Annotated in this window: 22 protein-coding genes; 6 read left to right on the plus strand and 16 right to left on the minus strand. The window is 62.6% G+C overall.

Features of this window, described 5'->3' with window-relative positions:
* Positions 1-109: 109 nt before the first annotated feature.
* The 3 genes from glpK to EBQ26_RS01945 form a co-directional block, all read right to left on the minus strand.
* Positions 110-1,606 (minus strand): glycerol kinase GlpK, encoded by a 1,497-nt coding sequence (gene glpK, locus EBQ26_RS01935; RefSeq protein WP_122237350.1) that lies wholly within the window; start codon positions 1,604-1,606, stop codon positions 110-112.
* Positions 1,607-1,630: 24 nt separating this feature from the next.
* Positions 1,631-2,173: a CreA family protein gene (locus tag EBQ26_RS01940; RefSeq protein WP_122237351.1), complete on the minus strand. Its 543-nt coding sequence runs from the start codon at positions 2,171-2,173 to the stop codon at positions 1,631-1,633.
* A 64-nt stretch (positions 2,174-2,237) separates the two neighbouring features.
* Positions 2,238-2,906: a hypothetical protein gene (locus tag EBQ26_RS01945; protein ID WP_147473984.1), complete on the minus strand. Its 669-nt coding sequence runs from the start codon at positions 2,904-2,906 to the stop codon at positions 2,238-2,240.
* 59 nt (positions 2,907-2,965) lie between these two features.
* Between EBQ26_RS01945 and EBQ26_RS01950 the strand changes: the two genes are divergently transcribed.
* Together EBQ26_RS01950 and EBQ26_RS01955 are read left to right on the plus strand one after the other, a co-directional pair.
* Positions 2,966-4,018: an ABC transporter permease gene (locus EBQ26_RS01950; protein WP_122237485.1), complete on the plus strand. Its 1,053-nt coding sequence runs from the start codon at positions 2,966-2,968 to the stop codon at positions 4,016-4,018.
* A gap of 213 nt (positions 4,019-4,231) precedes the next feature.
* Positions 4,232-5,884 (plus strand): ABC transporter ATP-binding protein, encoded by a 1,653-nt coding sequence (locus EBQ26_RS01955; protein ID WP_122237353.1) that lies wholly within the window; start codon positions 4,232-4,234, stop codon positions 5,882-5,884.
* Here the strand turns inward: EBQ26_RS01955 and hemG are convergent.
* Both hemG and EBQ26_RS01965 read right to left on the minus strand, forming a co-directional pair.
* Positions 5,876-6,403 (minus strand): menaquinone-dependent protoporphyrinogen IX dehydrogenase, encoded by a 528-nt coding sequence (hemG, locus tag EBQ26_RS01960; RefSeq protein ID WP_122237354.1) that lies wholly within the window; start codon positions 6,401-6,403, stop codon positions 5,876-5,878. The two genes, EBQ26_RS01955 and hemG, sit on opposite strands and share 9 nt — an antisense overlap.
* Positions 6,404-6,550: 147 nt before the next feature.
* Positions 6,551-8,524 (minus strand): beta-galactosidase, encoded by a 1,974-nt coding sequence (locus tag EBQ26_RS01965; protein WP_122237355.1) that lies wholly within the window; start codon positions 8,522-8,524, stop codon positions 6,551-6,553.
* A gap of 380 nt (positions 8,525-8,904) precedes the next feature.
* Between EBQ26_RS01965 and EBQ26_RS01970 the strand changes: the two genes are divergently transcribed.
* Entirely contained in the window at positions 8,905-9,702 is a 798-nt protein-coding gene (locus tag EBQ26_RS01970; RefSeq protein WP_122237356.1) for an outer membrane protein assembly factor BamD, read from the plus strand.
* 97 nt (positions 9,703-9,799) lie between these two features.
* Here the strand turns inward: EBQ26_RS01970 and map are convergent, their stop codons facing one another.
* From map to EBQ26_RS01985, 3 genes are all read right to left on the minus strand, one after another.
* On the minus strand, positions 9,800-10,615 hold the full coding sequence (gene map / locus EBQ26_RS01975) for a type I methionyl aminopeptidase (RefSeq protein ID WP_122237357.1): 816 nt from the start codon (positions 10,613-10,615) through the stop codon (positions 9,800-9,802).
* Positions 10,616-10,799: 184 nt separating this feature from the next.
* Positions 10,800-11,624 (minus strand): 16S rRNA (adenine(1518)-N(6)/adenine(1519)-N(6))-dimethyltransferase RsmA, encoded by an 825-nt coding sequence (gene rsmA / locus EBQ26_RS01980; protein WP_122237358.1) that lies wholly within the window; start codon positions 11,622-11,624, stop codon positions 10,800-10,802.
* A gap of 36 nt (positions 11,625-11,660) precedes the next feature.
* Positions 11,661-12,092: a PACE efflux transporter gene (locus tag EBQ26_RS01985; RefSeq protein ID WP_122237359.1), complete on the minus strand. Its 432-nt coding sequence runs from the start codon at positions 12,090-12,092 to the stop codon at positions 11,661-11,663.
* 156 nt (positions 12,093-12,248) lie between these two features.
* On the opposite strand from EBQ26_RS01985, the gene EBQ26_RS01990 reads away from it, so the two are divergent.
* Complete coding sequence (locus EBQ26_RS01990; protein WP_122237360.1) at positions 12,249-13,217, plus strand: class I SAM-dependent methyltransferase; 969 nt, start codon at positions 12,249-12,251, stop codon at positions 13,215-13,217.
* A gap of 90 nt (positions 13,218-13,307) precedes the next feature.
* The gene (serA, locus tag EBQ26_RS01995) at positions 13,308-14,534 is read left to right on the plus strand and encodes a phosphoglycerate dehydrogenase (RefSeq protein WP_122237361.1); all 1,227 of its coding nucleotides are present in this window, start codon (positions 13,308-13,310) and stop codon (positions 14,532-14,534) included.
* A gap of 139 nt (positions 14,535-14,673) precedes the next feature.
* On the opposite strand, the gene EBQ26_RS02000 is transcribed toward serA, so the two are convergent.
* The 8 genes from EBQ26_RS02000 to EBQ26_RS02035 form a co-directional block, all read right to left on the minus strand.
* Positions 14,674-15,327: a carbonic anhydrase gene (locus EBQ26_RS02000; protein WP_122237486.1), complete on the minus strand. Its 654-nt coding sequence runs from the start codon at positions 15,325-15,327 to the stop codon at positions 14,674-14,676.
* A gap of 141 nt (positions 15,328-15,468) precedes the next feature.
* The gene (gene moaA, locus EBQ26_RS02005; protein WP_122237362.1) at positions 15,469-16,467 is read right to left on the minus strand and encodes a GTP 3',8-cyclase MoaA; all 999 of its coding nucleotides are present in this window, start codon (positions 16,465-16,467) and stop codon (positions 15,469-15,471) included.
* Complete coding sequence (locus EBQ26_RS02010; protein WP_122237363.1) at positions 16,467-17,324, minus strand: peptidylprolyl isomerase; 858 nt, start codon at positions 17,322-17,324, stop codon at positions 16,467-16,469. Before EBQ26_RS02010 ends, moaA begins: the two co-directional genes overlap by 1 nt.
* A gap of 83 nt (positions 17,325-17,407) precedes the next feature.
* On the minus strand, positions 17,408-18,094 hold the full coding sequence (gene narI / locus EBQ26_RS02015) for a respiratory nitrate reductase subunit gamma (RefSeq protein ID WP_122237364.1): 687 nt from the start codon (positions 18,092-18,094) through the stop codon (positions 17,408-17,410).
* Between the two features lie 12 nt (positions 18,095-18,106).
* Positions 18,107-18,769: a nitrate reductase molybdenum cofactor assembly chaperone gene (gene narJ / locus EBQ26_RS02020; RefSeq protein WP_122237365.1), complete on the minus strand. Its 663-nt coding sequence runs from the start codon at positions 18,767-18,769 to the stop codon at positions 18,107-18,109.
* Positions 18,769-20,328, minus strand: a complete 1,560-nt coding sequence (gene narH, locus EBQ26_RS02025) for a nitrate reductase subunit beta (RefSeq protein WP_122237366.1) — start codon at positions 20,326-20,328, stop codon at positions 18,769-18,771. The genes narJ and narH overlap by 1 nt, the downstream gene beginning before the upstream one ends.
* A gap of 58 nt (positions 20,329-20,386) precedes the next feature.
* On the minus strand, positions 20,387-20,749 hold the full coding sequence (locus tag EBQ26_RS02030) for a cupin domain-containing protein (protein WP_122237487.1): 363 nt from the start codon (positions 20,747-20,749) through the stop codon (positions 20,387-20,389).
* Positions 20,750-20,802: 53 nt separating this feature from the next.
* Positions 20,803-24,510, minus strand: coding sequence for a nitrate reductase subunit alpha (locus tag EBQ26_RS02035; RefSeq protein ID WP_122237367.1), 3,708 nt, complete (start codon positions 24,508-24,510; stop codon positions 20,803-20,805).
* Positions 24,511-25,080: 570 nt separating this feature from the next.
* On the opposite strand from EBQ26_RS02035, the gene EBQ26_RS02040 reads away from it, so the two are divergent.
* Positions 25,081-26,058 (plus strand): ABC transporter substrate-binding protein, encoded by a 978-nt coding sequence (locus EBQ26_RS02040; protein ID WP_122237368.1) that lies wholly within the window; start codon positions 25,081-25,083, stop codon positions 26,056-26,058.
* Positions 26,059-26,067 lie beyond the last annotated feature (9 nt).

Consider the following 26,067-nt stretch of genomic DNA (forward strand, 5'->3'; position numbering starts at 1 on the left):
AGACATGCTTTGATTTCTATTTCAAAAGAAATAAATCATGCCTATTTCGGCATGATGGTATTGGAATAAATTTTCCTTTGATTGGATGATTGGCGGGCGGGGGCCACGCTCATGCCGCCGTGGCCTGGCGCACGGCGTGCTCCCACTCCTGCATCAGCTCCTGGGCGCGCTCGCGCGGCATGGTGGGGTAAAAGCGCCGCTGGGCTTGCCAGAGGCTGCTCAGCTCGTCCGCCCCGGCGTACAGGCCCGCGCCCAGGCCCGCCAGCCAGGCCGCGCCCAGGGCGGTGGTTTCCACCTCTTTGGGGCGCAGCACGGGGATGCCCAGCAAATCGGCCTGGAACTGCATCAGCAAGTCGTTGACGCTGGCGCCGCCGTCTACGCGCAGCTCGGTCACGGGGGCGGCTCCGGCGGCCTGGGCGTCGCGGTCCATGGCGTTGAGCAGGGCGGCGCTTTGGTAGGCGATGCTCTCCAGCGCGGCGCGGGCGATGTGGGCGATGCTGGTGCCGCGCGTGATGCCGGTGATGGTGCCGCGCGCCTGGGGCTGCCAATAGGGCGCGCCCAGGCCGGTGAAGGCGGGCACAAAGCGCACACCAGCGCTGTCGGGCACGGTTTCGGCCAGGTGTTGTACCTGATCGCTGCTGCTGATGGCGCCCAGGCCGTCGCGCAGCCATTGCACGACGGCGCCGCCGACAAAAACGCTGCCTTCCAGCGCAAAGCGGCGGGCGGCATCGGTTTGCGCGGCGCTGGTGGTGAGCAGCCCGTTGTGCGAGAGCTGGAAGTGCTCGCCCGTGTGCATGAGCATGAAGCAGCCGGTGCCGTAGGTGTTTTTGGCCATGCCGTCGCGAAAGCAGGCCTGGCCGAACAGGGCGGCTTGCTGGTCGCCCGCCACGCCGCAAATGGGCAGGGCCGCGCCCAGCCAATCGGGGTGGATGTGACCAAAGGCGCTGGCCGAGGGCAGCACCTGCGGCAGCAGGGCGTGGGGGATGTCCAGCAGCGCCAGCAGTTCTTCGTCCCAGGTGTTGCGGCGGATGTCGAACAACATGGTGCGCGAGGCGTTGCTGACGTCGGTGACGTGGGCCGCGCCGCGCGTGAGGTTCCAGATCAGCCAACTGTCGATGGTGCCAAAGGCCAGCTCGCCGCGTTCGGCCCGCGCGCGTGCGCCGGGGATGTTCTCCAGCAGCCATTGCAGCTTGGTGGCGGAGAAGTAGGCATCGACGATCAGCCCGGTTTTTTGCTGCACCAGGGCTTCATGCCCGCCTTCGCGCAGGCGGGCGCAGGCAGGCTCGGCGCGGCGGTCTTGCCAGACGATGGCGTGGTGCAGCGGCTTGCCGCTGGCGCGCTCCCACAGCACGGCGGTTTCGCGCTGGTTGGTGATGCCCACGGCGCGCACCTGGCTGGCGCTCACGCCCGCTTGTTGCAGCGCACGCTGGGCGGTGGCCAGTTGGGTTTGCCAGATGAGCTGCGGGTCGTGCTCGACCCAGCCGGGGCGCGGGTAGATTTGCGGCAGCTCTTGCTGCGCGATGGCGCAGAGCTGGCCTTGCATGTCGAAAACAATGCTGCGCGAGCTGGAGGTGCCTTGGTCAAGGGCGAGGAGGTAGCTTTTCATGCAACGGGCGGGGGCTTGTTGGTTTTATTTCTTGACGGGAATGGGCATGGCGCGGTCGATGGGCACGGCGGTGACGCTGTTTTGCGGCGAGCCGTCGATCAGCTTGTCCGAATAGGTCAGATAGACCAGGGTGTTGCGATCGACATCGACCATGCGCACGACGCGCAGGCGCTTGAACAGGATGGACATGCGCTCGCTGAACACCTGCTCTTGCAGCGGCAGCTCCTTGTCGATGCGCACGGGGCCGACCTGGCGGCAGGAGATGGAGGCTTCGGCGCGGTCTTCGGCCAGGCCCAGCGAGCCTTTGATGCCGCCGGTGCGCGCGCGAGAGACGTAGCAGCTCACGCCTTGCACGGCGGGGTCGTCATAGACCTCCACCGCAATATCGTGGTCGCGCCCGATGAGGATGAAAGCGGTATCCACCGTGCCGATGAGCTGGCCCTTGGCCTGGGCGGCGGCGGGGGCGGTGAAGGTCGCTGCGCCCAGCGCAAGGCACAGTGCGCCAGCGGCCAGCGCGAAGGGGCGGCGGGAAAGCGGGGAAAGCAAGGGAAGGGCGGACAGGGGCATGGGGTGGGCCTTTGAAATTGCAAAGCCCGCCATCGTAGCGGCCCTGCGGGCCCGTGCCAGGCTCTTACGCTTCCAGGCGGCCGCAGGCACCGGTGTTGTCGTGGATGCTGTGCAGCGTCCACTGCGTGCGCCCGCCATCTTCTGAAAAACGCATGTGGTAGGCCAGGCGGCGGGCCAGGCTGTTGTTGACGGTGAGGAGTTTTTCCACAAAGGCGGGCAGGCTGGGCGCTTCTTCGTCGAACTCCAGCCCGGCGTGCGTAAAGCTGTACACCCAGCCCGCATCATCGCCTTCCATGCGCATCAGAAAGTAATTGCCTGTGTGTGGTTCGGTGCCGATGACGCAGCAGGCTTCGATCCAGGCTTGATCTTCTGCGCTCCAATCTTGCGCGCTCATGCCCTCGAACCCGCCGAGAAAATCGTGTTGCAGGCTTGCCCATTGCGCGGGCGAGGCGATGTAGGCGCCTGCCTCGTCGGATGCGGCGACGTGGTAGAGCGTCAGGCTGCCGATGGCGCTGTAGAACCTGCGCAGGCCGCCCACCTCTGGCAGGTCTGAGGCGTCGCCGGTAGGTGGGGTGCAGATGTGTGTGAAAGGCAGCTTTTTGTGCTGGCTGGCTGGCGCCGAGATTTGTGCGCAGACGAAATGCCCCCGGTGGCCCAGGATGCGCTCGATCAGTTCTTGCATACACTTGCCGTTGTCGTTGGTGGTGGATGGATGGCGTTGCTTGTCCATCATGAAGGGCAGGGTTTTTTCAGCTCTGGCCCGTGCCTGCCCGGATGTTGTTGACTGCATTTATGTCCCCGTCGCCCGATTATTCCTCTGCCTATGCCAGCCCACGCCAGCGGGCGTGGCGCCGATTCAAGCGCAACCGCCTGGGGTATGGGAGCTTTGTGCTGTTTGCCCTGATGCTGGCGCTCAGCCTGATGGCGGAGCTGCTCTCCAACGACAAGCCTTTGCTGATGCGCTATGAGGGCCAGTATTACTTCCCCGTGTTCCAGACCTACCCGGAGACGCAGTTTGGCGGGCAGTTCGATACCGAGGCCGATTACCTCGACCCCTTCATCGCGCAGCGCATCCACAGCGGCGGAAACTGGGCGATTTTTCCGCCCAACCGTTACGGCGCGGGCACCATCAACTACCACAGCAGCGCGCCCGACCCGGCACCCCCCTCGCGCCAGAACTGGCTGGGCACGGACGACCGCGGCCGCGACTTGCTGGCGCAATTGCTCTACGGCTTTCGCATTAGCGTGCTGTTCGCCCTGGCGCTGACGGCCATTGGCGTGCTGCTCGGGGTGCTGGCCGGGGCGGTGCAGGGTTTTTTTGCGGGCAAGGTGGATTTGGCGGGGCAGCGCTTTATCGAGGTTTGGGGCTCCATGCCCGAGCTGTATTTGCTCATCACCCTCAGCGCGATTTTTCAGCCCAGCGTGGGCTTGCTGCTGCTGATCCTCAGCCTGTTTGGCTGGATGGGCTTGTCGGACTACGTGCGTGCCGAATTCTTGCGCAACCGCCAACTCGATTACGTGCGTGCGGCGCGGGCGCTGGGCGTGGGCAACTGGCGGCTCATGACGCGTCACATCCTGCCCAACAGCATGACGCCGGTGGTGACGTTTCTGCCCTTTCGCATGGGCGCGGCCATCACCTCTTTGGTGGCGCTGGATTTTCTGGGCCTGGGCGTGCCGCCGGGCACGCCGTCGCTGGGCGCGTTGCTCAACCAGGGCAAAAGCAATCTGGATGCCTGGTGGATTGGCGTTTTCACCTTCGCCGTCATGGTGCTGACGCTGCTGCTGCTGACGTTGATGGGCGATGCGCTGCGCGACGCGCTCGATCCCCGCAAGGCGCAGGCGTAAGCTCAATTACAGATCAAGGGAAAATGCAAGCAGCGCTCCTATTGCCGAAATATAGCAATATTTTTTCTTTTTGAATTAAAATATGATTGCACATCAAGCGCAATTCAATGCTCCATCCATCATGCCGAAAACCGGCTTTTTTATTTCTTTTGATGTGCAATCAAGCCATCCTCATCCAGGCAGGGCAGGCGATTGGCTGGCAGTGAGGTCGGCATGAATGAGCCGCCCGCCCCTGCACCCGCCTCGGCCCCGCTGCTGGAGGTGCGCGATTTCCGCGTGGCCTTTGATGGCAAAACCGTGGTGCATGGCGTGGATTTCACCCTGGCGCCAGGCGAAAAGCTGGCGCTGGTGGGCGAGTCTGGCTCGGGCAAAAGCGTCACCGCGCTGAGCTTGCTGCGCTTGCTCGAGGGCGCGCAGCTCAGCGGCCAGGCGCTGCTGCAAGGGCGCGATTTGGTGCGCATGCACGCGCCCCAATTGCAGGCGGTGCGTGGCGCGGATGCGGCGGTGGTGTTCCAGGAACCGATGACGGCCTTCAACCCGCTGATGACCATCGGCAACCAGATCGCCGAAATCCTGCAAATCAAGCAAGGCTTGCCCAAACGCGCCGCGCAGCAGCAGGCCGCCCAGCTATTGGCGCAAACCGGCATCCCCGAGCCGCAGCGGCGCGCGCGCAGCTATCCGCACCAGCTCAGCGGCGGCCAGCGCCAGCGCGCCATGATCGCCATGGCCCTGGCCAACCGGCCCAAGCTGTTGATTGCCGATGAGCCGACAACGGCGCTGGATGTGCACCTGCGCTTGCAAATCCTGCAATTGCTGGCCGATTTGCAGCAAGACAGTGGCATGGCGGTGCTGCTGATTACCCACGACTTGAACCTGGTGCGCCACTTTGCCGACCGCGTGGCGGTGATGCAGGCCGGGCGCATTGTGGAGCAAGGCCCGGTGCGGCAGGTTTTTGAAAATCCCCAGCAGGCTTACACCCGCCAATTGCTGGGCAGCCGCCCCCGGCGGGATGTGGTGGAGGTGCAGCAACGCGGCGCAGCAGGCGACAGCGCCCCGGCCTGTATCGAGGCGCGCGGCGTGCGCGTGGATTACGAAGTGCCGCTGCCGGGCCTGCGCGGCTGGCTGCGCAAAGGGCATTTCACGGCGGTGCATGCGCTGGATTTCACCTTGCGCGCCGGCCAAACGCTGGCGGTGGTGGGCGAATCAGGCTCGGGCAAGACCACGCTGGCGCAAGCGGTGCTGGGGCTGCTGCCTTGCCAGGGTGAGCTGCGGTTGCAAGGCCAGCCGTGGCAGCAGCCCGCGCTGCGCAACACGCCGCATAACCGGGCTTTGCGCCGCCAGGTGCAGGTGGTGTTTCAAGACCCGTTCTCGGCCCTCTCCCCGCGCTTGACGGTGGGGGAAATCGTGCAGGAGGGCTTATTGGTCCATGCGCCGCACCTGAGCGCCGAGCAGCGCCGCGCCAAAGTCGCAGCGCTGCTGGCGGAAGTGGGGCTGGATCTGCGCCACTGGCCCGGCCTGCTGGAGCGCTATCCGCACGCCTTCTCCGGCGGCCAGCGCCAGCGCATCGCCATCGCCCGCGCGCTGGTGAGCGAGCCTGCCGTGCTCGTGCTCGACGAGCCCACCAGCGCCCTGGATGCCACCATCGCGCAGCAGGTGCTGGCCTTGCTGCAACGCCTGCAACGCGAGCGGGGGCTGGCCTATCTGCTCATCACCCACGATATGGATGTGGTGCGCGCCATGGCCCACGACGTCCTGGTCATGAAAGATGGCCAGGCGGTGGAATACGGCCCCTGGCGCGCGGTGCTTGAGCATCCGCAGTGTGCTTACACGCAAGCCCTGGTGCAGGCCGCCGCCCCGTCACAGTGAGCCAAGCCGCTTGGCAAAGGCGTCAACGCGCTGCCAATCGGTGAATTCCGCAGTGGTGCGCAAATCCGTCGGGCCGTTGGTCATCCACATGATGAAGCGGATGATGAGCTTGTCGGCCAGGCGATAGCGGGGGTAGTCGATCTTGCCCGCAAACACATCCGTCAATTGCGGGCGCCACGCCGTTTGGGCGAAGAACTTGCGCACGTAAGGGTTGGTCTCGGCCTGGTTTTTCTCAGGCTTGCGCGCGACGAGGTTGACGGAAAAAAACGCGCTGGGCACGCGTTCGAGCACGTCCAGATGGCGCGCAACAAACTCGAACACCGAGCGGCGGTGCTTGCCGTAGCGGATGCTGGCGGCGATGGTGATGGCGTCGAATGCGGCCAAATCCGGCAGCGGCTCGGCCGTGATGCTGGCCAGCGTGGCACTGTGCCCCTGGGCCTGGAGCTGGGCCTGGATATGGCGGCAGATGTGCAGGGTATGCCCATCAACGGTGGAGTAAAGCAAAAGAATGGCGGCCATGCGAGAGGGGGGCGAGGCGGGGGGGGGCTGCAACAGGGCGAGCGCGTTGGTTTTTTATCAATCAATAGGAAACAAAATCGCCTTGTTTTGGCAATATTTTGTTAGTTTTATTTTTCTTTTGATTGGTTTTATCGGGTTGTTGCCGGGTTACTGCCGGGCATATTCGCGGATGGCCTCGTAAAAGACGTTGGAGCCATCGGCGCTGTTGCCTGCCTCCAGGCGCATGCGCGCCACGGCGTTGGAGGTGGGGTCCTGCAAATACTGCGGCGGGATGATGGAGAAGTAATACGGGCTGAGGAAATGTGCCCCCGCGTTGTAGTGGTGGGCGATGGCGGCGCGGGCGCTGCGGGCGTCTTTCCACTGCTGGGGGTGGAACTCGGGGATGCCGTAGCCCCCCTCCTGGGGCGCCAGGCGCTGGAGGAAGTCTTGCGTCCAGGGCGACCAGGCGCCTGCGCCGTAGAGGTTGAAGCCGGGCTTCCAGGGCGTATCGGCGGCCACGCTGCCTTGCGTGGCAAAGAGGTTTTCGTTCCAGCTTGAGTTGAGCTCGGGCACGATCTGGTGCGAGAACAGCAGGCTGGCGTCGTAGCCCATCTCCACCGCCCAGTCGTAGAGCTGCTGCATGTACGCGCGCACCTGCGCCTGGCGAAAGAGGTTCCAGTCCCGCGCGGCGGGGTTGAAGGCCACTTTCATGTCCCAGGCGGGGCTGTCGAGGTAATAGCGCTTGCCGGCCTTGGCCCGCTGTGGGCAGCGCAGGGGTTTGTCGCGCATGCTGGTGAACACGCGGTGCTTGTCGCTGAAATCCAGCGGCGCATCGGCCCCGGCAGCGGGCGCAGGGCGCAGCACCTCGATCACGCGCTCGTCCATCAGGCACTCATACGCGCCCTGGGCGTGGGTGATGCTGACCATGTGCCGCCCGGCGGGCAGGCGGTCAAAGGGCAAATTCATGCGAAAGCCCACGGCTGGGGTGGCAATGTCCTCCACGGCGCGGTACACATCCAGCCGGTTCAGGCCCCATTGGGCGGGGCCGATGTATTGCCCGTCCAGGTACACGCGCAGGGCTTCGGTCGTGCCGCTGGCGTCCCAGAACCAGCCGTGCACGGGCACGCTGCCTTGGGCATAGCCGTCGTAATGGGCCAAAAGCGGCGTTTGCGGCTGGGCGCGGAAGTTGCCCGCTGGCGCGGCAATGGCGTCAAAGGATGGCAAAGCGCTGCCCCAGGCCTGGTTGAGCGCATCAATGCTGTCGTAGCGCTGGGCCAGCCAGGCGCGGAACTGCTGCTGGGAGGCGGGGCTGTAATCGGTCACCACGGGCTGGGCGAATTCGCCCATGCCATCTTCAAAGCCCTGGTAGAACTGGTGCGTTTCGCCGCCCAGAAAGATGGCGACGATCTTGCGCCGGTGCTCGGGCGCCAGCGCCTGCACCATCTGGTGGATGTGCGCCAGCGCCTGGCGTTTGTAGTGGTTGACGGCAATGGCCCCATCCGTTTGCAGGGTGTAGGGGACGATGGGGTAGGAGAAATAGCTCAGCGTGGCGGGCTTGAGGTCGGGGAACAGGGCCAGGTTGGCCGCTTCCTGACTCAGCTTCTGGGGCAGCGGGCCTTGGGTATCGAAGTGGGTGGAGGACAGGTACAAGGCCACTGGGCGGTCGAGCTTTTCCACCAGGCGCAGTTGGCAGGCAAAGCCACCCGCATCGAAAGTCCAGCCCTGGCCGTCACTTTCGGGTTTGAACAGGCTCAGCAGCTTGGTGGTAATGACATAGCCGGCCTGGATTTTTCCCTGCGCGCCGCCAGGCTCAATGGATTCGAGCAAATGCTGGAGATGGGCGGCGTTGTCGAAGTTCTGGCGCACCAAATCGGCCTTGAGGGCATCGCTGGTGTCGTTTTCGGGGCAGTAATCCAGCCCCTCGACCGTCAGCAGCAGATACATCGGTTGCGCGCGCTCTGCCAGGGCGGGGATGGCGACGGACTGGGCTGGATTCTCTGAAACCGCAACGGGCCGCTGTGGCGCAGCATGGCGATCGGAGGCGGGAATGACTTTCAACCAGCCCCAGGCCGACAGGCCGACCAGGGCCGATGTGGCAAGGGTGAGCAAGGAGAGGCGGCAGGCGGGGGCGCAGTGGGACATGGCAAGAGGCAGGCAAAGGGGCCGAAACGACAAGGCGGTGATTGTCCCTCCAAACACGATTGCGCCAGAGCGCGGCCAAGGCCATGGACAGGCCCTTGGCCTCTCAGAGCCTGTTCAAAATCTCTGCACGGTGTTCAAGAAAGCGGATTTGGGCGGTCTGCGGCGTTGCAAAGCCTCGCCATAGCTGCGGCTATGGCTGTGTTTTGCGCCTTGCAGCCCATCCCAAACCGCTTCTTGTCCACTCGCGCCGAGATTTTGAACAGGCTCTCAGCAACGGCAGTGGGCATGGCTACAATGGCCGCCCATTGTTTTTTGGCCTTTTCTGCCTGCCTTTTGGGGCGTTTTCTCCCTGTTTTCCCCGGTTGCGCGGCCCTTGGTTTATGCGAATTCACACCTCACCCCTGCTTTGTGGCGCGCTGGCGCTTGTGCTTGCGGCTTGTTCCAGCACTTCCAAAGATCGCACGGAAAACTGGTCGGCCGACCGGCTCTACAGCGAAGCGCGTGGCGAACTCAATTCCGCCAATTTCGAGAAAGCCGTGCCGCTGCTTGAGCGTCTGGAAGGGCGCGCTGCGGGCACTACGCTGGCGCAGCAGGCCCAGATCGACAAGGCCTATGCCCAGTACAAGGATGGCAAGGGGGCGGAGGCGATTGCCACGCTGGATCGTTTCATGCAGTTGCACCCCACCAGCGAGGCGGTGGATTACGCGCTGTATCTCAAGGGCCTGATCAACTTCAGCGATAACCCGGGGCTGTTTTCGTGGCTGTCGCCGCAGGACCTGTCCGAGCGCGATCAGCGCGCGGCCAAGGAGTCGTTCGAGGCGTTCAAGGAGCTGACCGACCGCTACCCCCAATCGCGCTATGCGCCCGATGCGGCCCAGCGCATGCTGTATATCGTGAATGCCCTGGCAGCCTATGAGGTGCATGTGGCGCGCTATTACTACTCGCGCGGGGCCTACGTGGCGGCCATCAACCGCGCGCAGATGGCCATTGGTGACTACAAGGAGGCCCCGGCGCTGGCCGAGGCGCTGGAGATTCTGGAAAAGTCCTATGACAAGCTGGGCATGACGGATTTGCGCGACGACACGCGCCGGGTGCGTCAGGCGTCTTTCCCGCAAGGCGGGCAGGGCGGCGCGGCAGCGCCGGAGGCTAAACCAGCTTGGTGGAAGTTCTGGAAGTAGTGCCTGGCCGCACACCGATTGCAGATCAATAAAAAACACCGCTTTAGGCAAGTTATGCCGAAAGCGGTGTTTTTTATTGCGGTTGATTTGTAAGAATTCAGGTCTTGGTGGCCTGCACGAAGTCGGGCAGGGCGGGCGAGCCTTGCGAGAGGGTGAGCACTTCGTAGCCCGTGGGGGTGACCAGCACCTGGTGCTCCCATTGGGCGGTGAGGCTGTGGTCTTTGGTCACGACCGTCCAGCCGTCGTGGCCAAGGTGTTTGATTTCGGGGCGGCCCAGGTTGAGCATGGGTTCGACGGTGAAGACCATGCCTGGCTCCAGCCGCTCGCCCGTGCCGGGGCGGCCGTAGTGCAGTACCTGGGGTTCTTCGTGGAAGGCGCGGCCGATGCCGTGGCCGCAGTATTCGCGCACGACGGAGAGGCCATTGCCTTCGGCGAATTTCTGGATGGCGTGGCCCACATCGCCCAGGCGGTTGCCGGGCTTGATTTGCAAGATGCCGTGCCACATGGCCTCGAAAGTGAGGCGGCACAGCCGCCGCGCGGCGATGGAGACTGCGCCGATTTCGAACATGCGGCTGTTGTCGCCAAACCAGCCATCGGGGGTGATGACGGTGACGTCCACATTGAGGATGTCGCCTTTTTTCAGCGGCTTGTCGTTGGGGATGCCGTGGCAGACGACGTGGTTGGGCGAGGTGCAGACCGAGCCGGGGTAGGGCGGATAGCCCTCGGGCTGGTAGCCCAGCGTGGCCGAGCGCGTGCCTTGCTCGGCCATGCACTGGGCGGCGAGGCGGTCGATCTCGCGCGTGGTGATGCCGGGTTTGATGTGGGGGGTGAGGTAATCGAGAACTTCCGAAGCCAGGCGGCAGGCGTTGCGCAGGCCGGGCAAATCGGCTTCTGTTTTGAGCGTGATAGACATGGCTAGGGATTATCCCTGAATTAGCCTTGGCTTAAGAGCTCCGAAAGGCTGCGGCTTGCGGGGCATGGGCTTCTTTGAATTCTATTTCATTGGCAAAAAAATACCCATGTTTAGGCATGATGGGTATTGAGTTGATTTTCTTTTGATTGATGGGTTGTTGGCGGAGCAGGTGTGTGCCAAAGCCTCATGCCAGGCCTGGCGCTGCCGCATGCAGTTGCGCGGCCAGGGCGGTGTATTCATGCGTGGGGATTTCTTCGGCGCGGCGCTGGGTGTCGAAGTGGCCAGCAAAGCCGCGCGCCTCCAGCCACTTGCCCAGGGTGTGGCGCACGAGTTTGCGCTTTTGGCTGAAGGCGACTTTGACCAGCTCCTCCAGCAGTGGCTGGGGCACGCGCACCCAATCGGCCAGGGGCTGCATGCGCACGACGGCGCTATCGACTTTGGGTGGCGGATCGAAGGCCTCGGGCGGCACGTTGAGCACGCGCTCCATCGCATAGCGCCATTGCAGCATGACCGACAGGCGCCCGAAGGCGGAGCTGCCCGGCTCGGCCAGCATGCGGTCGATGACTTCTTTTTGCAGCATGAAGTGCTGGTCTTGCACCACGTCGATGGCTTGCAGCAGGTGAAACAGCAGCGGGGTGGAGATGTTGTAGGGCAGGTTGCCCACCACGCGCAGCTTGGGGGCGGGGGCGCCTGGCTCGACACCGTGCTGCGCGGCCGGTTGTGCTGAAAGTTGTGCGGCCAGTTGCACGAAATCGACTTGCAGCACGTCGCTGGCGATGACGTGCAGGCGCGGGTTCTGGCGCAGCCGGGTGATGAGGTCGCGGTCCAGCTCGATGACGCACAGGCGATCGATGCGCTCGAGCAAGGGCGCGGTCAGGGCGGCCATGCCCGGGCCGATTTCCACCAGCAGTTGGCCGGGGCGGGGGTCGATGGCTTTGACGATGTGCTCGATGATGGCGTCGTCCACCAGAAAATGCTGGCCGAAACGTTTGCGGGGGATGTGGCGCACGGGGGGCTTTCTGTTTCTGTGATGGGGTGAGAGGGTTTACCTGGCGGCGGCGCTTTGGGGCAGGCCAAAAATGCGGTCAAAGCACCAGGTGAAAACAAAGGTGTAGATGAGAAAGAAGATCAGCAGCCCGAAATCCATCACAAACGCCTGCCACAAGCTCACTTGCAACTGCCAGGCGAACAGGGGCACGAGAAACACCAGCAAGCCGCCCTCGAAGCCGATGGCGTGGGCAATGCGGCGCTTGAGGCTGCGGCCTTTGATGGGCTGGCGCGCTTCCCAGCGCTCGAACAAGGTGTTGAAGATGTAATTCCAGGCAATGGCCGTGGCCGATGCCAGCGTGGCGGCCACCAGCGATTGCTGCATATCGCGCCCGCTGGCGAGCATCAAGCCCAGGCCCGAGACGGCGATGGCGATCAATTCGTAAATGGTGACGTACACAATCCGGCGGCGGATGCCTTGTAACTTCATGGGCGAGGGTGGTTGGCGGCAAAGCCCGCGAGTGTAGCGCCCGCCTGCGGCGGTATGCGCCCGCTGGCGGACTGCTGGCGCTCTGCTGGCGCGCTGTGGGCGAAAATGCCGACCCGCGCGGCCGCCCTGGCCGCAGCCCGATTGCCATTGCTTTGTATGCCCCGCCAAGATTCCCCATCGCGTCCGCCGCCTCGCTCCAACCCTCGCCGCGCCGAGTCTGCCGCCAGCACCCCAGCCGACAAGGCCCGCCAAGCCCTGGCCGAGCTGGGGCTGGCGCAAGACGTTTCTGTCGAACTGCTGCAAGCGCTGCACATCCTCACTCGCGAAGGACGGCTCAACCAGGATTCGCGCCGCAAGCTCAAGCAGGTGCTGCATTTGGTGCAATTCATCGAGCCGCTGATTCAGGAGGCGGCCCGGGCCATGCCCGCCGATGGCGCGCCGCCCGATGCAGGCCCCGTGCTGGTGGACCACGGCGCGGGCAAGTCCTACCTGGGCTTTGTGCTGTACGACCTGGTGTTGCGCCCGTTGGGGCGCGGGCGTGTGGTGAGCGTGGAGTGGCGGCCCGAGCTGATCGCCCGCTCGCAAGCGCTGGCCCAGCGCCTGGGCTTTGCGCGCATGGCGTTTTTGCCCATGGCCGTGGCCGATGCGCAAAACGCCCCCGAGTTGCCCGCGCGGGTGGACATCGTCACAGCCTTGCACGCCTGTGATAGCGCCACCGACGATGCCATCGCCTTCGGCCTGGCCAAACGTGCACGGGCGATGGCGCTGGTGCCTTGCTGCCAGGCCGAGGTTGCCGCCCATCTGCGCATGCACAAAGCCCTGGCGCTGGCGCGCACGCCCCTGGCCGAGCTGTGGCGCCACCCGCTGCACACGCGCGAGCTGGGCAGCCACCTCACCAACGTCATGCGCTGCCTGTATCTGGAGGCCCAGGGCTACCAGGTCAGCGTGACCGAACTCACCGGCTGGGAGCACAGCATGAAAAACGAACTCATCATCGCCCGCTACACCGGCCACAAAAAACGCAGCGCGCGCCAGCGGCTGGAGGCCATCGCCGCTGAAATGGGCTTGCAGGAGCTGCTGGCGCTGCGCTTTCCCGTGCGCAACGATGGGGGGCGCAGCCTTTAACACTAGCCTTTAACACTAAGGGTTAATGCTAATATCGCCGCCTTTTCGCACTGCCCCCGTTTACCCTTTCCCCCTCCCACGGCAACCATCATGAGCAAGACATCGCTGGACAAAAGCAAGATCAAATTCGTTCTGTTCGAAGGCATCCACCCCTCTGCGGTGCAGGTGCTGGAGCAGGATGGTTACACCAATGTGGAAGTGCTGCCCGGCGCCATGCAGGGCCAGGAGCTGGCGGAGAAAATCGCCGATGCGCACTTTGTGGGCATTCGCTCGCGCACGCAGGTGACGGCCGAGGTGCTGGAGTCAGCCAAGAAACTGGTGGCCGTGGGCTGCTTTTGCATTGGCACCAACCAGATCGATCTGGAAGCGGCGCGCCGCAAGGGCGTGGCGGTGTTCAACGCGCCGTATTCCAACACCCGCTCGGTCGCCGAGCTGGTGCTGGGCGAGGCGATTTTGCTGCTGCGCGGCATCCCCGAGAAAAACGCCGTGGCGCACCGCGGCGGTTGGCTGAAATCGGCCACCAATGCGTATGAAACGCGCGGCAAGACGCTGGGCATCATCGGCTACGGCTCCATCGGTTCGCAGTTGTCGGTGCTGGCCGAGTCGCTGGGCATGCATGTGCTGTTTTCCGATGTGGTCACCAAGCTGCCGCTGGGCAACGCCCAGCAGGTGGGCATGGATGAGCTGCTGGCCAAGAGCGATATCGTGACGTTGCACGTGCCCGAGCTGCCCTCGACCAAGTGGATGATTGGCGCCAAGCAAATCGCGGCGATGAAGGATGGCGCCATCCTCATCAACGCCTCGCGCGGCACGGTGGTCGATATCGATGCCCTGGCCGAAGCCTTGCGCAGCAAGAAATTGCTGGGCGCGGCGGTGGATGTGTTCCCGATCGAGCCCAAGTCCAACAATGAGGAATTCCTCTCGCCCTTGCGCGGCATGGACAACGTCATCATCACCCCGCACATCGGCGGCTCGACGATGGAGGCGCAGGCCAATATCGGCCTGGAGGTGGCGGAAAAGCTGGTGCGCTACTCGGACAACGGCACGACGACGACTTCGGTCAACTTCCCCGAGGCTGCACTGCCCGCCCACCCGGGGCGCGACCGCATCTTGCACATCCACCAGAATGTGCCGGGCGTGATGTCGGCCATCAACCAGGTGTTTTCGGACGCCCAAATCAACGTGGCCGCGCAATATCTGCAAACCGACGAGGCGGTGGGCTATGTGGTGATCGATACGGAGGCTGGCGCTGCCGCCAAGGTGATTGAGCCGCTGCGCCAGGTGCCCGGCACCATCCGCGCGCGCGTGCTGTTCTGATGGCCTGAGATAAAAATCCATTTCAAAAGGATAAAAAAACCGCCTATCATGGCTTGATAGGCGGTTTTTTTGTTTTCCTTTGAATGAAATATTGAAGGAATTGGGGTGACCGGGAGTTGGCGAAGCGATGACGACCCGATTACGATCCGATGGGGCAGAACAGGGGCAGAAAGGCGTCGGCGCGATCGGAGTAGGCCAGCAGGCTGCCTGTGTGCAGGTCGAAGTACCAGCCGTGCAGGGTGAGGGAGCCGTTATCGAGCCGTTCCTTGACGCAGGCCATTTTTTCCAGATTCTTGAGCGAGATGAGGATGGAGGCTTGCTCGCAGGCGTGCAGGCGCTCTTCCTCGGTGTGTAGCGAGGGGCTTTTCATCACCAGTTCGCGGGCGGGCCAGGCCACGTCCATCCAGCGGCGCACATGGTCGTCTTCGGCGATGTCGCCCTGATTGGGTTCGGCCTGCATCAGGGCGCGGATGCCGCCGCAACTGGCGTGGCCGAGGATGATGATGCGATCGACTTGCAGCACTTGCACGGCGTATTGCACGGCGGCGAGCACAGCTTGCGGCCCCATGCCACTGGAAGGGGGCACGAGGTTGGCGATGTTGCGCACGGTGAAGATGTCACCGGGGTCGCAGTCCAGCAGCAGGGCCGGATCCACGCGCGAATCGCAGCAGCCAATGAGCAAGGTGCTGGGGTGCTGGCCTTCTTGCAGATCGCTGTAGAGCTGGGGCGATTCCTCAAAGTAGCGTTGCTGAAAGCGCGCAAAACCGTTGATGAGGTTGGCAATGTCTTCGATGGGCATAAGAGGCTCACTCCTGTAGAGATCAATGCAGAGGTGCGGCTTTTTCTGCGCGCAGGACAGCCCGCAACGACCCTGGAGAGGCGCGGGGTCGCCGTCAAAAGCAGCAGCAAGTCGAGATGGGGGGCTTAACTGGCCTTAACCGCCTGTTTGGGACATGAAGCGCACGATGCGCTCAGGCGCGGTGTTGAATTCGTGGCGCTCGGGCTTGGCGGCGATGCCGGCGAGGATGTGCTGGCGCAGGGTGTCGTCGTCAGCGCCTTCGCGCAGGTATTGGCCCAGGGGGATGCGATCTTCCTGGCCCAGGCACAGATGCAGGGTGCCATCCACAGTCAGGCGCACGCGGTTGCAGCTTTCGCAAAAGTGCTGCGACATGGGGGTGATGACGCCTAGGGCGGGTGCGCCTTTGCCCGCCGTCCAGTAGCGTGCGGGGCCGCTGTCGCTGGTGTCCAAGGCAGGGACGAGGCCGAAGCGCTCGGCAATGCGCGCGCCCATTTGGGTGAGGTTGGCGGCCTGGAACTGGCGCCCGGCGCTGCCCATGGGCATGGTTTCGATCAGGCGCAGGATGAAGCCGCTGGCCAGCGAGTAGCTCAAGAGGCGTGCCAGCTCGGCCTCGCTGGTTTCGCTGTTGACGACGCAGTTGAGCTTGATGGGGGCAAAGCCGACGCGGCGTGCTTCGGCCAGGCCGTCGAGCACGTCTTGCAGGCGGTCGCGGCCGGTGATTTCCCGGAATTTGATGGCGTCGATGGTGTCCAGGCTGACGTTGAGGCGTTTGACGCCTGCGGCTTTGAGGCCAGCGGCATGGCGCGCCAGCATGGTGCCGTTGGTGGACAGGGAGATGTCTTGCACGCCGGGCATGGAGGTGATGCGCCCGACAAGTTCGGCCAGGTTGCGGCGTGTGAGCGGCTCGCCGCCGGTCAGGCGCACTTTTTTCACGCCCATGTCAACGAACAGGCCAACCAAACGCGCCATTTCTGCATGGGTGAGCCAGTTGGCTGGCTCCTCAAAGCCTTTGAAGTCTTTGGGCATGCAGTAGGTGCAGCGCAGATCGCAGCGGTCGGTGACCGAGACGCGCAAATAGCTGATGCGACGATTGAAGCTGTCGATCAGTTGGGATGGGTGGCCTTGTTCTTTCATCAGTTTCCTCCTGCGCAGGTGCAGACGTGCCCGTCGCTGCCACAGCCGCTGCCTGCGGGTTCTGGCAGCGGTTGTGCAGGGGCGCTGGCGCGTTTGCCCTCGTTGGGGTCTAACAGCAAACGGTCGGCGTTGTCGTCATCCAGGTCGATGCCGGTGATGTCGGCGCGCGAAACCAGCACTTTGGCATATTGGCGCCAGGCCGTATCGCGGCCCAGCGCGCCCAGTGCCTGGGCGATTTCGCCTGCGATATCTTCATAGGGGCGTAGCTTGCCTTCGCTGCGGCGGTTGACGCGGATGATGTGCAGCCCGTGGCGGCTGTGCACCAGTTTGGGGTGAATGGTACCTGCGGCAATGCCGAATGCGACGCGCTCGAACTCGGGCACGGTGTCGCCGCGGCTGATTTGGCCCAGATTGCCACCCAGGGCAGAGGAGGGGCAATTGGAGTAGTGGCGGGCGAATTCGGCAAAGCGCTCGGGTTGCTCTTGCAGGCGCGCGAGCACGTCTTCGGCTTGCAGGATCAGCCCTTGCAGGTTAACGCCAGGGGTGACCTGGAACAGGATGTGGTCGGCTTCGATGCATTCACCGACCACGTAGCGGGCCTGGTTGGCGGCATAGAAGCGGCGGCAGGCGTCGTCATCGGGGGTGGGGTAGGGCGCTTGTTGTTCGAGCAGGTCGGAGACGGCTTGCTCCTCATCGGCGGTATCGATGCCCAGGCGGGCGGCTTCATCAAGCATGACGCGCCGCAGAATGCGCGCGATGACGGCCTGGTGCAGGGGGTTATCGGCATCCTGGTGCTTGGGCAGTTCCTGCTCGACTTCGGCATCGCACAGCTCTACGCCGTTGACTGTGATGGGCATGGGTTATTCCTCCGTCCTCATGGCTTGGATGGGGCGCCGCGCGCAAGGCTGGGGGGCCGCTGCGCGCGGGCGCCGGGGGGACATCAGGCGCGTGGGCGCACCAGTTGCCATGCGCGGGTGACGTAGGCGGCGCTGGCAAAGCCGCTCCAGACGTGCACCATGCGGGTGAAGGGGAAGATCAGGAAGAAGGTCATGCCCATGAAGATGTGCAGCTTGAACAGCAGGTGCGTATCTTTCAGGAATTCAGCCGCGCCGCCACGGAAGGTGACGATGTGCTGCGCCCACTCCATGAACAGCACCATTTCATGGCCGTCGAGGTGGCCCATGCTCACGAAGATGGTGGACAGGCCCAGCAGCAAGGTGATGAGCAGCCACACCAGCACGAGCTTGTCGCGCCATGTGCTGTTGACGTGGATGCGGCTGATGGTGAAGCGGCGGTGGATCAGGATGAGCAAGCCCACCAGCGCCATGGTGCCGAAGATGCCGCCCATGACCATGGCGAAGATTTGCTTGGCGCCGTGGCTGACGCCCAGCACGTGCCAGAACCACAGCGGCGTGAGCAGGCCAACCAGGTGACCAAAGAACACGGCCAGCACGCCAACGTGAAAGAGGATGCTGCCGATACGCAATTGGCCGCGGTGCAGCAGCTCGCTGGAATCGGCCTTCCAGGAATACTGTTCGCGGTCGAAACGCACCAAGCTGCCAAAGAGGAAGATCGAGAGGCAAATATAGGGATAGATGCCGAAGAAGAATTGGTTGAAGGTGTTCATGGTGGGGCTTCCTTACTGTGATGCGGGCAGGCTTGCCTTGGGGTAGAACTTGATGACGTTTTCCAGGCTGGGCTTGAGCAGCGGCTCCAGACCGGCGAGGTCGGGGCCAAAGGTTTCCATGGCTTCGTCCATGTCGCGCACGGGCGGCACGCTCAGCGGCTGCGGCTGCACGGGGCTGAGCGCTACCACCGCATGGAGTACGGCGGCGTAGGGCGATTGGGCCTGTTCGAGCTGCCGGGCGATGTGGGCGATGACATGCACGGCATCGCCAAGCAGCTTTTGCGCTTGCTCTGGGGGGATGTGGGCAAAAAACTCCAGCAGCGCGGGCAGATAGTCGGGCAATTCGCCGTCGCCCAGTTCGTAGCCGTATTTGCGGTATTCCTGGAGCAAGTCCACCATGGCGGAGCCGCGGTCGCGGTCCTCGCCATAGACGTGCTCAAAGATATACATGGCGTTGGTGCGGCTGCGGTCGAAGGTCAGGACGTACTTCTCTTGCAGGGTGCGCAGGCTTTGGCTTTGCAGGTAGTCCAGAAAGCCTTGCAGGCTCTGGCGGCTGCTGGCCAGCTCGGGCCATTGGTGCAGTGCGGCCTCGAATTCGGGCAGCGCTTGCAGCAAATCGGCCTCTGGATAGCACAGCAGCGCCGATAGCCATTTGTAAACGGGGCGGCCTTGCATCAGTGCACCCCTTTTTCCCGGTTGGCCCGGATGTCCTTGCGGCGCTCGAAGAAGATGACAGGGGACTCCTTGCGCTTGCCAAACAGGTTTTCTGTTGTGGCGCCGCCTGAGCAGCCATTGCCGAAGGTGAAGCCGCAAGCGCCTTTTTCGTCAAAGCTGTTTTCCACCATCTCTTTATGGCTGGAGGGGATCACGAAGCGGTCTTCATAGTTGGCGATGGCCATGATTTGGTACATGTCCTCCACCATGGCGGGCGTGAGCCCCGTACCTGCAAGCACTTCTTCCTGCTGCTGGCCGTGCACGACTTCGCCGCGCTTGAAGCGGCGCATGGCGATCATGCGCTCCAGGGCAAGCTTGATCGGCTCGACCTTGCCTGCGGTCAGCAAGTTGGCCAGATAGCGCAGCGGGATGCGCATTTCGTCCACGTTGGGGATGATGCCGTTGGCGCCGATGCGCCCGCTCTCCAGCGCCGATTGGATGGGCGAGAGTGGCGGGATGTACCAGACCATGGGCAGCGTGCGGTACTCAGGGTGCAAGGGGAAGGCGACCTTCCACTCCATCGCCATTTTGTAGATGGGCGACTGCTTGGCCGCATCCAGCCAGGATTGGCTGATGCCTTGCTTGAGGGCTTCGCGCTGCACCGCAGGGTCGTGCGGGTTCAGGAAGATGTCGAGCTGGGCTTCGTACAGGTCTTGCGGGTTTTCAATGGCCGCAGCGGCTTCGATCTTGTCTGCGTCGTAAAGCAGCACGCCCAGATAGCGGATGCGGCCCACGCAGGTTTCAGAGCAGACGGTGGGCTGGCCCGATTCGATACGCGGATAGCAGAAGATGCATTTCTCGGCTTTGCCGGATGTCCAGTTGTAGTAAATCTTTTTGTAAGGGCAGCCAGAGATGCACATGCGCCAGCCGCGGCATTTGTCCTGGTCGATGAGGACGATGCCGTCGTCTTCGCGCTTGTAGATGCTGCCCGAGGGGCAGGAGGCAACGCAGGCGGGGTTGAGGCAGTGCTCGCACAGGCGCGGCAGATACATCATGAAGGTGTTTTCAAAGGCGGCGAGCATTTCTTTCTGCACGCCTTCAAACAGCATGTCCTTGCTGCGTTTTTCAAATTCGCCAGCGAGGTCGTCTTCCCAGTTGGGGCCCCATTCGACCTTGTCCATCTTTTGGCCTGTGAGCACGGAGATGGGGCGCGCGGTCGGCGCAGTTTTCATGCGCGGGGCGTTTTGCAGGTGCTCGTAGTCGTAGGTGAACGGCTCGTAGTAATCGTCGATTTGCGGCAGGTTGGGGTTGGCAAAGATATTGGCCAGGATTTGCAGCTTGCCGCCTTGTTTGGGCACGAGCTTGCCGTTGGCTTTGCGTACCCAGCCGCCTTTCCATTTGTCCTGGTTTTCCCACTCCTTGGGGTAACCGATGCCGGGCTTGGTTTCCACGTTGTTGAACCAGGCGTACTCCACGCCATCGCGCGAAGTCCAAACGTTTTTGCAGGTCACGGAACAGGTGTGGCAGCCAATGCATTTGTCCAGGTTCAGAACCATGCCGACTTGTGCTCTGATTTTCATGGGGGTGTTCCTTTTGGTGGTTATCTGGGGGATTGACGAAATCGCTTGAGTGAGGGCCTCAACTCAATGGCTCAAAGCCTGCACTGACTGGGATCACGGACACCAGCACGCAGTCTTGCTGGGCTGTGTTGCGCACGCCGTGGCACTGGTGGCGTCCAATGAGGACGATGTGCCCGGCATGCACGGTGCGGTGGCTTTGAGCGTCGTCGAGCAGCTCGGCGCTGCCTTGCAGCACAAACCAGATGTCTGTGCCGTGTGGGTGGCGGTGCGGCGGCAGACTGGCCCCAGGGGGGATCTGCCACAGCACCAGGTTGATGCCATCCACGGTTTGCAGCAAGGTGCGCACCGACTGTTGGGGCTGGGCCTGAAGATGGGCCGCAATGTCCAGCACATGAGGCAGGGCAGGTATTGGGTGATCCATGGCGTGCATCCTTGTCAGTCGGCTCTCAAGCAATCTGTCTTTCGCGGTGCTTGTCAGTGTTGGCTGGAGTGTTCGACGTGCTTGGGCGCGTCGGCAGGCTCGTCCATCCAGTCGATCTTGCTCATCTTGCGAACGATCACCCACTCGTCACGGTTGCAGCCCACCGTGCCGTAGTAGTTGAAGCCGTAAGCAAGCTGGGCATAGCCGCCAATCATGTGGGTGGGGTTGAGCACGGCTTTGGTGACGGAGTTGTGAATACCGCCACGGATGCCGGTGCTTTCGGCTACCGGGGTGTGCACCAGTTTTTCCTGTGCGTGGTACATCAGGATCATGGTTTCAGGGATGCGCTGGCTGACGATCACACGGCAGGCGATGGCGCCGTTGGTGTTGAACACCTCTACCCAGTCGTTATCCACCAAACCGGCTCTTTGTGCATCGGCTTCGGAGATCCACACGTGCGGGCCGCCGCGCGAGAGCGTGAGCATGCGCAGGTTTTCCGAGTACGTGCTGTGGATGCCCCATTTCTGGTGCGGGGTGAGGAAGTTGAGCGTGATTTCGGGGTTGCCGTTGGGCTTTTTGCCCAGCAGTTTTTGCGTCGTCTTGGTGTCCACCGCAGGGCGGTACACGCAGAAGTCGGCGCCGAAATCGCGCATCCACTTGTGGTCTTGGTAGAACTGTTGGCGGCCTGTGAGCGTGCGCCATGGGATCAGCTCATGCACGTTGGTGTAACCGGCGTTGTAGCAAACGGTTTCGCTCTCCACGCCCGACCAGATGGGCGAGGTGACGATCTTGCGTGGCTGGGCCACGATGTCGTGGAAGCGAATTTGCGTGTGCTCGCTGGAAGCAATCAAATGCGTATGGTCGCGTCCGGTGGCTTTGCCCAGCGCTTGCCAGGCTTTCATGGCCACGTGGCCGTTGGTTTCCGGCGCCAGCGTCAAAATCATTTCGGCAGCGTCAATGGCTGTGTCGATTTTGGGCTGGCCTTTGCCTGCGCCTTCGGGCTGCACGCCGTTGAGTTTGCGCAGGTATTCCACCTCATGCTTGGTATCCCAAGCCATGCCTTTGCCGTTGTTGTTGACTTTTTCCAGCAACGGGCCGACAGAGGTGAATTTTTCGTAGATGGCGCCATAGTCGCGTTCGACCACCGTCATGGCAGGCATGGTCTTGCCGGGGATGGGGTCGCACTCGCCGAGCTTCCAGTCCTTGGGGTCGAAGGGCTGGCCCATTTCCTGCGGACTGTCGTGCATCAGCGGGGTCAGCACCAGGTCTTTGCGTACACCAAGGTAATCCTTGGCCAACTCGCTGAATTTCTTGGCCAGGCCCTTGTAAATCTCCCAGTCCGAACGGCTCTGCCACAGCGGCTGCACGGCTTCGGTGAGCGGGTGGATGAAGGGGTGCATGTCGGAGGTGTTGAGATCGTCTTTCTCGTACCAGGTAGCGGTGGGGAAGATCACGTCCGCATACAGGCAGGTGGTGTTCATGCGGAAGTCCAGCAGCGTGAACAAGTCCAGCTTGCCTTCGACGGCAGGGCGCACCTTGACTTCGACTGGCTTGATGCAATCGGCCTCATCGCTCATTAGGCCGCTTTGCGTGCCCAGCAGGTACTTGAGCAGGTATTCCGTGCCTTTGCCCGAAGAACCCAACAGGTTGGAGCGCCAGATGAACATGTTGCGCGGGAAGTTCTTGGGGTTGTCCGGGTCTTCGCACGACATGTGCAGCGAGCCCTCTTTCAGCCCCTTGACCACGTATTCCACGGGATCCATGCCAGCGGCGGCGGCCTGGTCGGTCAAATCCAGTGGGTTGGTTTCCAACTGCGGCGCACTGGGCAACCAGCCCATGCGCTCGGCCTTGGCGTTGTAGTCGATCATGGCCATGCGGCGCATGCTGTTGTCCGCATTGCGGTTGAGCAACTCATCGGCGCTGAGCTTTTCGTGGCGCCACTGACTGGAGTGGGCGTACCAGAACGAGGTGCCGTTCATCTGCCGCACGGGGCGATGCCAGTCGGTGGCAAACGCCAGCGGCAACCAGCCCGATTGAGGGCGCAGCTTTTCCTGGCCCACGTAATGGCACCAGCCGCCGCCGGATTTGCCGATGGAGCCGACCATCATCAGCATGTTGATGATGCCGCGGTAGTTCATGTCCAGGTAATACCAGTGGTTCACGCCAGCGCCCAGGATCACCATGCTGCGGCCCTGTGTGTCGTGTGCGTTCTGGGCGAACTCGCGCGCCACCTGAATCACCAGCTCGGGTTTGACGCCAGTGTGCTTTTCCTGCCACTTGGGCGTGTAGGGCTTGTCGTCGTAGTAATCCTTGGCGACGTTGTCGTCGTCCAGGCCGTGGTCAACGCCGTATTGCGCCACCAGCAAGTCGAACACGGTGGCCACCAGTTGTTCGCTGCCATCAGCGAGCCTGACGCGTTTGACGGGCACCTTGCGGTAGAGCATTTCGTCGTGCTCGCCGCCGTAATAGCCAAAGCCCACGCGCACGATGTCATCGGCGCGGCCTTTGAGCGTCATGGCTGCGCGCACGTCCTTGTCTTGCGCGCGCGTCTCCAGGTTCCATTTGCCGCTGCCATCCCAGCGAAAGCCCACGGAGCCGTTGGCGACGGCCAGGCTTTCGGCCAGCTCGTCCCAAATCAGCGTTTTCCATTCCGCATTCTTTTCTTCGCCCTGGTTGCCTTCCAGTTGCGAGGCGCGCAGGGTGTATTCGGGCACATAGCCTTTTTCATCGGACTTGAGGCACACCAGCACGGGCATATCCGTGAGGCGGCGGCAGTAGTCCTGGAAGTAGTCCGAGGGGTTGTCGATGTGGAATTCCTTGAGGATCACATGCCCCATGGCCATTGCCAGTGCAGCATCCGTGCCTTGGCGCGGGGCCAGCCAGATGTCGCCAAACTTGGCCATTTCGCCAAAGTCGGAGGACACGGCCACCGTCTTCGTGCCTTTGTAGCGAACCTCTGTATAGAAGTGGGCGTCGGGCGTGCGGGTCATGGGCACGTTCGAGCCCCAGACCAGCAGGTAGTTGGAGTTGTACCAATCGGCCGCTTCGGCCACGTCGGTCTGCTCGCCCCAAGTCTGCGGGCTGGCGGGCGGCAAGTCGCAATACCAGTCGTAGAACGACAGCGGCACACCGCCGATCAGCCCCAGATAGCGCGCGCCCGAGGCGTAGCTGACCATGGACATGGCCGGAATGGGCGAGAAGCCGATCACACGGTCAGGCCCGTAATTCTTGATGGTGTAGGCGTTGGCAGCGGCCACCATTTCATAGGCTTCGTCCCAGTTGGTGCGCACGAAGCCGCCCATGCCGCGCTGCGTCTTGTAGGACTTGGCGCGTTCGGGGTCTTCCACAATCCAGGCCCAGGCCTCAATGGGGGACATGGTTTTGCGCGCCTGGCGCCACAGTTCGGCCAGTGCGCCGCGCATCATGGGGTATTTGATGCGCTGGGCGGAATAGACGTACCAGCTATAAGAGGCCCCGCGTGGGCAGCCGCGCGGCTCGTGGTTGGGCAGATCGGGGCGCGTGCGCGGGTAGTCGGTCTGCTGGGTTTCCCAAGTGATGATGCCGTTCTTGACGTAAATCTTCCAACTGCACGAGCCGGTGCAGTTCACGCCGTGGGTGGAGCGGGCCACCTTGTCGTGCTGCCAGCGGCTGCGGTAGGCGTTCTCCCATTGCCGATCCTCGCCGACGAGCACGCCGTGGCCGTCGGAAAAGGGTTCATGTCGTCTTTTGAAAAACGTGAGGCGGTCCAGAAAGTGACTCATTGTGTTTTCTCCATGCACGCCAGAAGATCTGGCTTGGGGCTGCTCTGATGGCTATTGAAGCAAGGTGGACTGTAGAAGCCTTGCTCGCAACAAACCATTGCCCAGTGGCACAGGTTGCGGCAATCAAAGTAGCTAGTCACTCTGGCGGGGCGTGCGCATACCAGCGCCGCGATGCAGTTGGCGCATGCACTTCATGTCGACCTGCCCGCCAAGGTCGTCATTCAAGCTTTGCAGCTCTGTAGTGCGTCCGAGATGATTTGCACATCAAAGGAAAATTGATCGTCTGATAGACATGCCTAAAAGGATAGATTTCTTTTCCTTTGATTAGTTTTTTTCGGAAGTCTTTGAATTTCCGGCAAAGGAAATTCCACTACTTGACTGCGTTGCCGAAAAGTGCAGATTTTCTTTCCTTTGATTTGGAATTTGGGTGTGGGTGAGGTTGTGGGGCGCTTTTGCCCTGCGGCCGGGTAAGCCCATCAGCGGCGATAGCGGCTTTTACGCTCTTCTGGTTGTGTTTTCAGTTACGATCCGCCTCTTTGCCCCACAGACCCACAGCCCAAGGAGCTCTACATGCACGCATCATCCACCCGTCGCCATTTGCTCAACGCCACTGCGGCCGCCCTGTTGGGGTTTGGCTTGTTGGCAGGCGCGCAGGCGCAAGTCAAATCCGTGGCCGTGACGGCCATCGTTGAACACCCTTCGCTGGATGCGATCCGCGATGGCGTGAAGGCGGTACTGGAGGAAAACGGCTTCAAGGGCGACAAGCTCAAGTGGCAATACCAAAGCGCCCAGGGCAACACCGCCACGGCTGCGCAAATCGCGCGCAAATTCATTGGCGAAAAACCTGATGTGATCGTGCCCATCGCCACGCCTTCGGCCCAAGCTGTTGTCTCGGCCACCAAAGAGATTGCCGTGGTGTATTCGGGCGTGACCGACCCTGTCGCGGCGCAACTGGTGAAAAGCATGGACGCCAGCGGCACCAACGTCACCGGCGTGTCGGACGCCGTGGCCTTGGCCGACCAAATCGAGCTGATCAAGAAAATCGTGCCCAATGCCAAGCGCGTGGGCATGGTTTACAACCCAGGCGAGGCCAATTCGGTTTCCGTGGCGCAAGAACTCAAGCGCCTGCTGCCCCAGTACGGCCTGGAGCTGGTGGAGTCCAACGCGCCGCGCACGGTGGACATCACCGCCGCCACACGCAACTTGGTGGGCAAGGTCGATGTGATCTACACCAACTCCGACAACAACGTTTTCTCCGCGCTGGAGGCGCTGATCAAGGTCGCCAACGAGGCCAAGATCCCCGTGATCTCCTCGGTGACGGACGCCGTCAAGCGCGGCGCCACAGCAGCGCTAGGAATTGACTATTACGACCTGGGCCGCCAAAGCGGCCAGATGGTGGTGCGCATCCTCAACGGTGAGAAACCCGGCGCCATCCCCTCTGAAACGGGCAAGAAGCTGGAGCTGTTCATCAACCCGGGCGCAGCCAAGAACCAGGGCGCGACCCTGCCTGAAGACTTGGTCAAGTCGGCCAAGGAAGTGGTGCAGTAAGCCCATCAA

Source organism: Allofranklinella schreckenbergeri (assembly GCF_003703475.1).
In the GTDB taxonomy this organism is placed as follows: domain Bacteria; phylum Pseudomonadota; class Gammaproteobacteria; order Burkholderiales; family Burkholderiaceae_C; genus Lampropedia; species Lampropedia schreckenbergeri.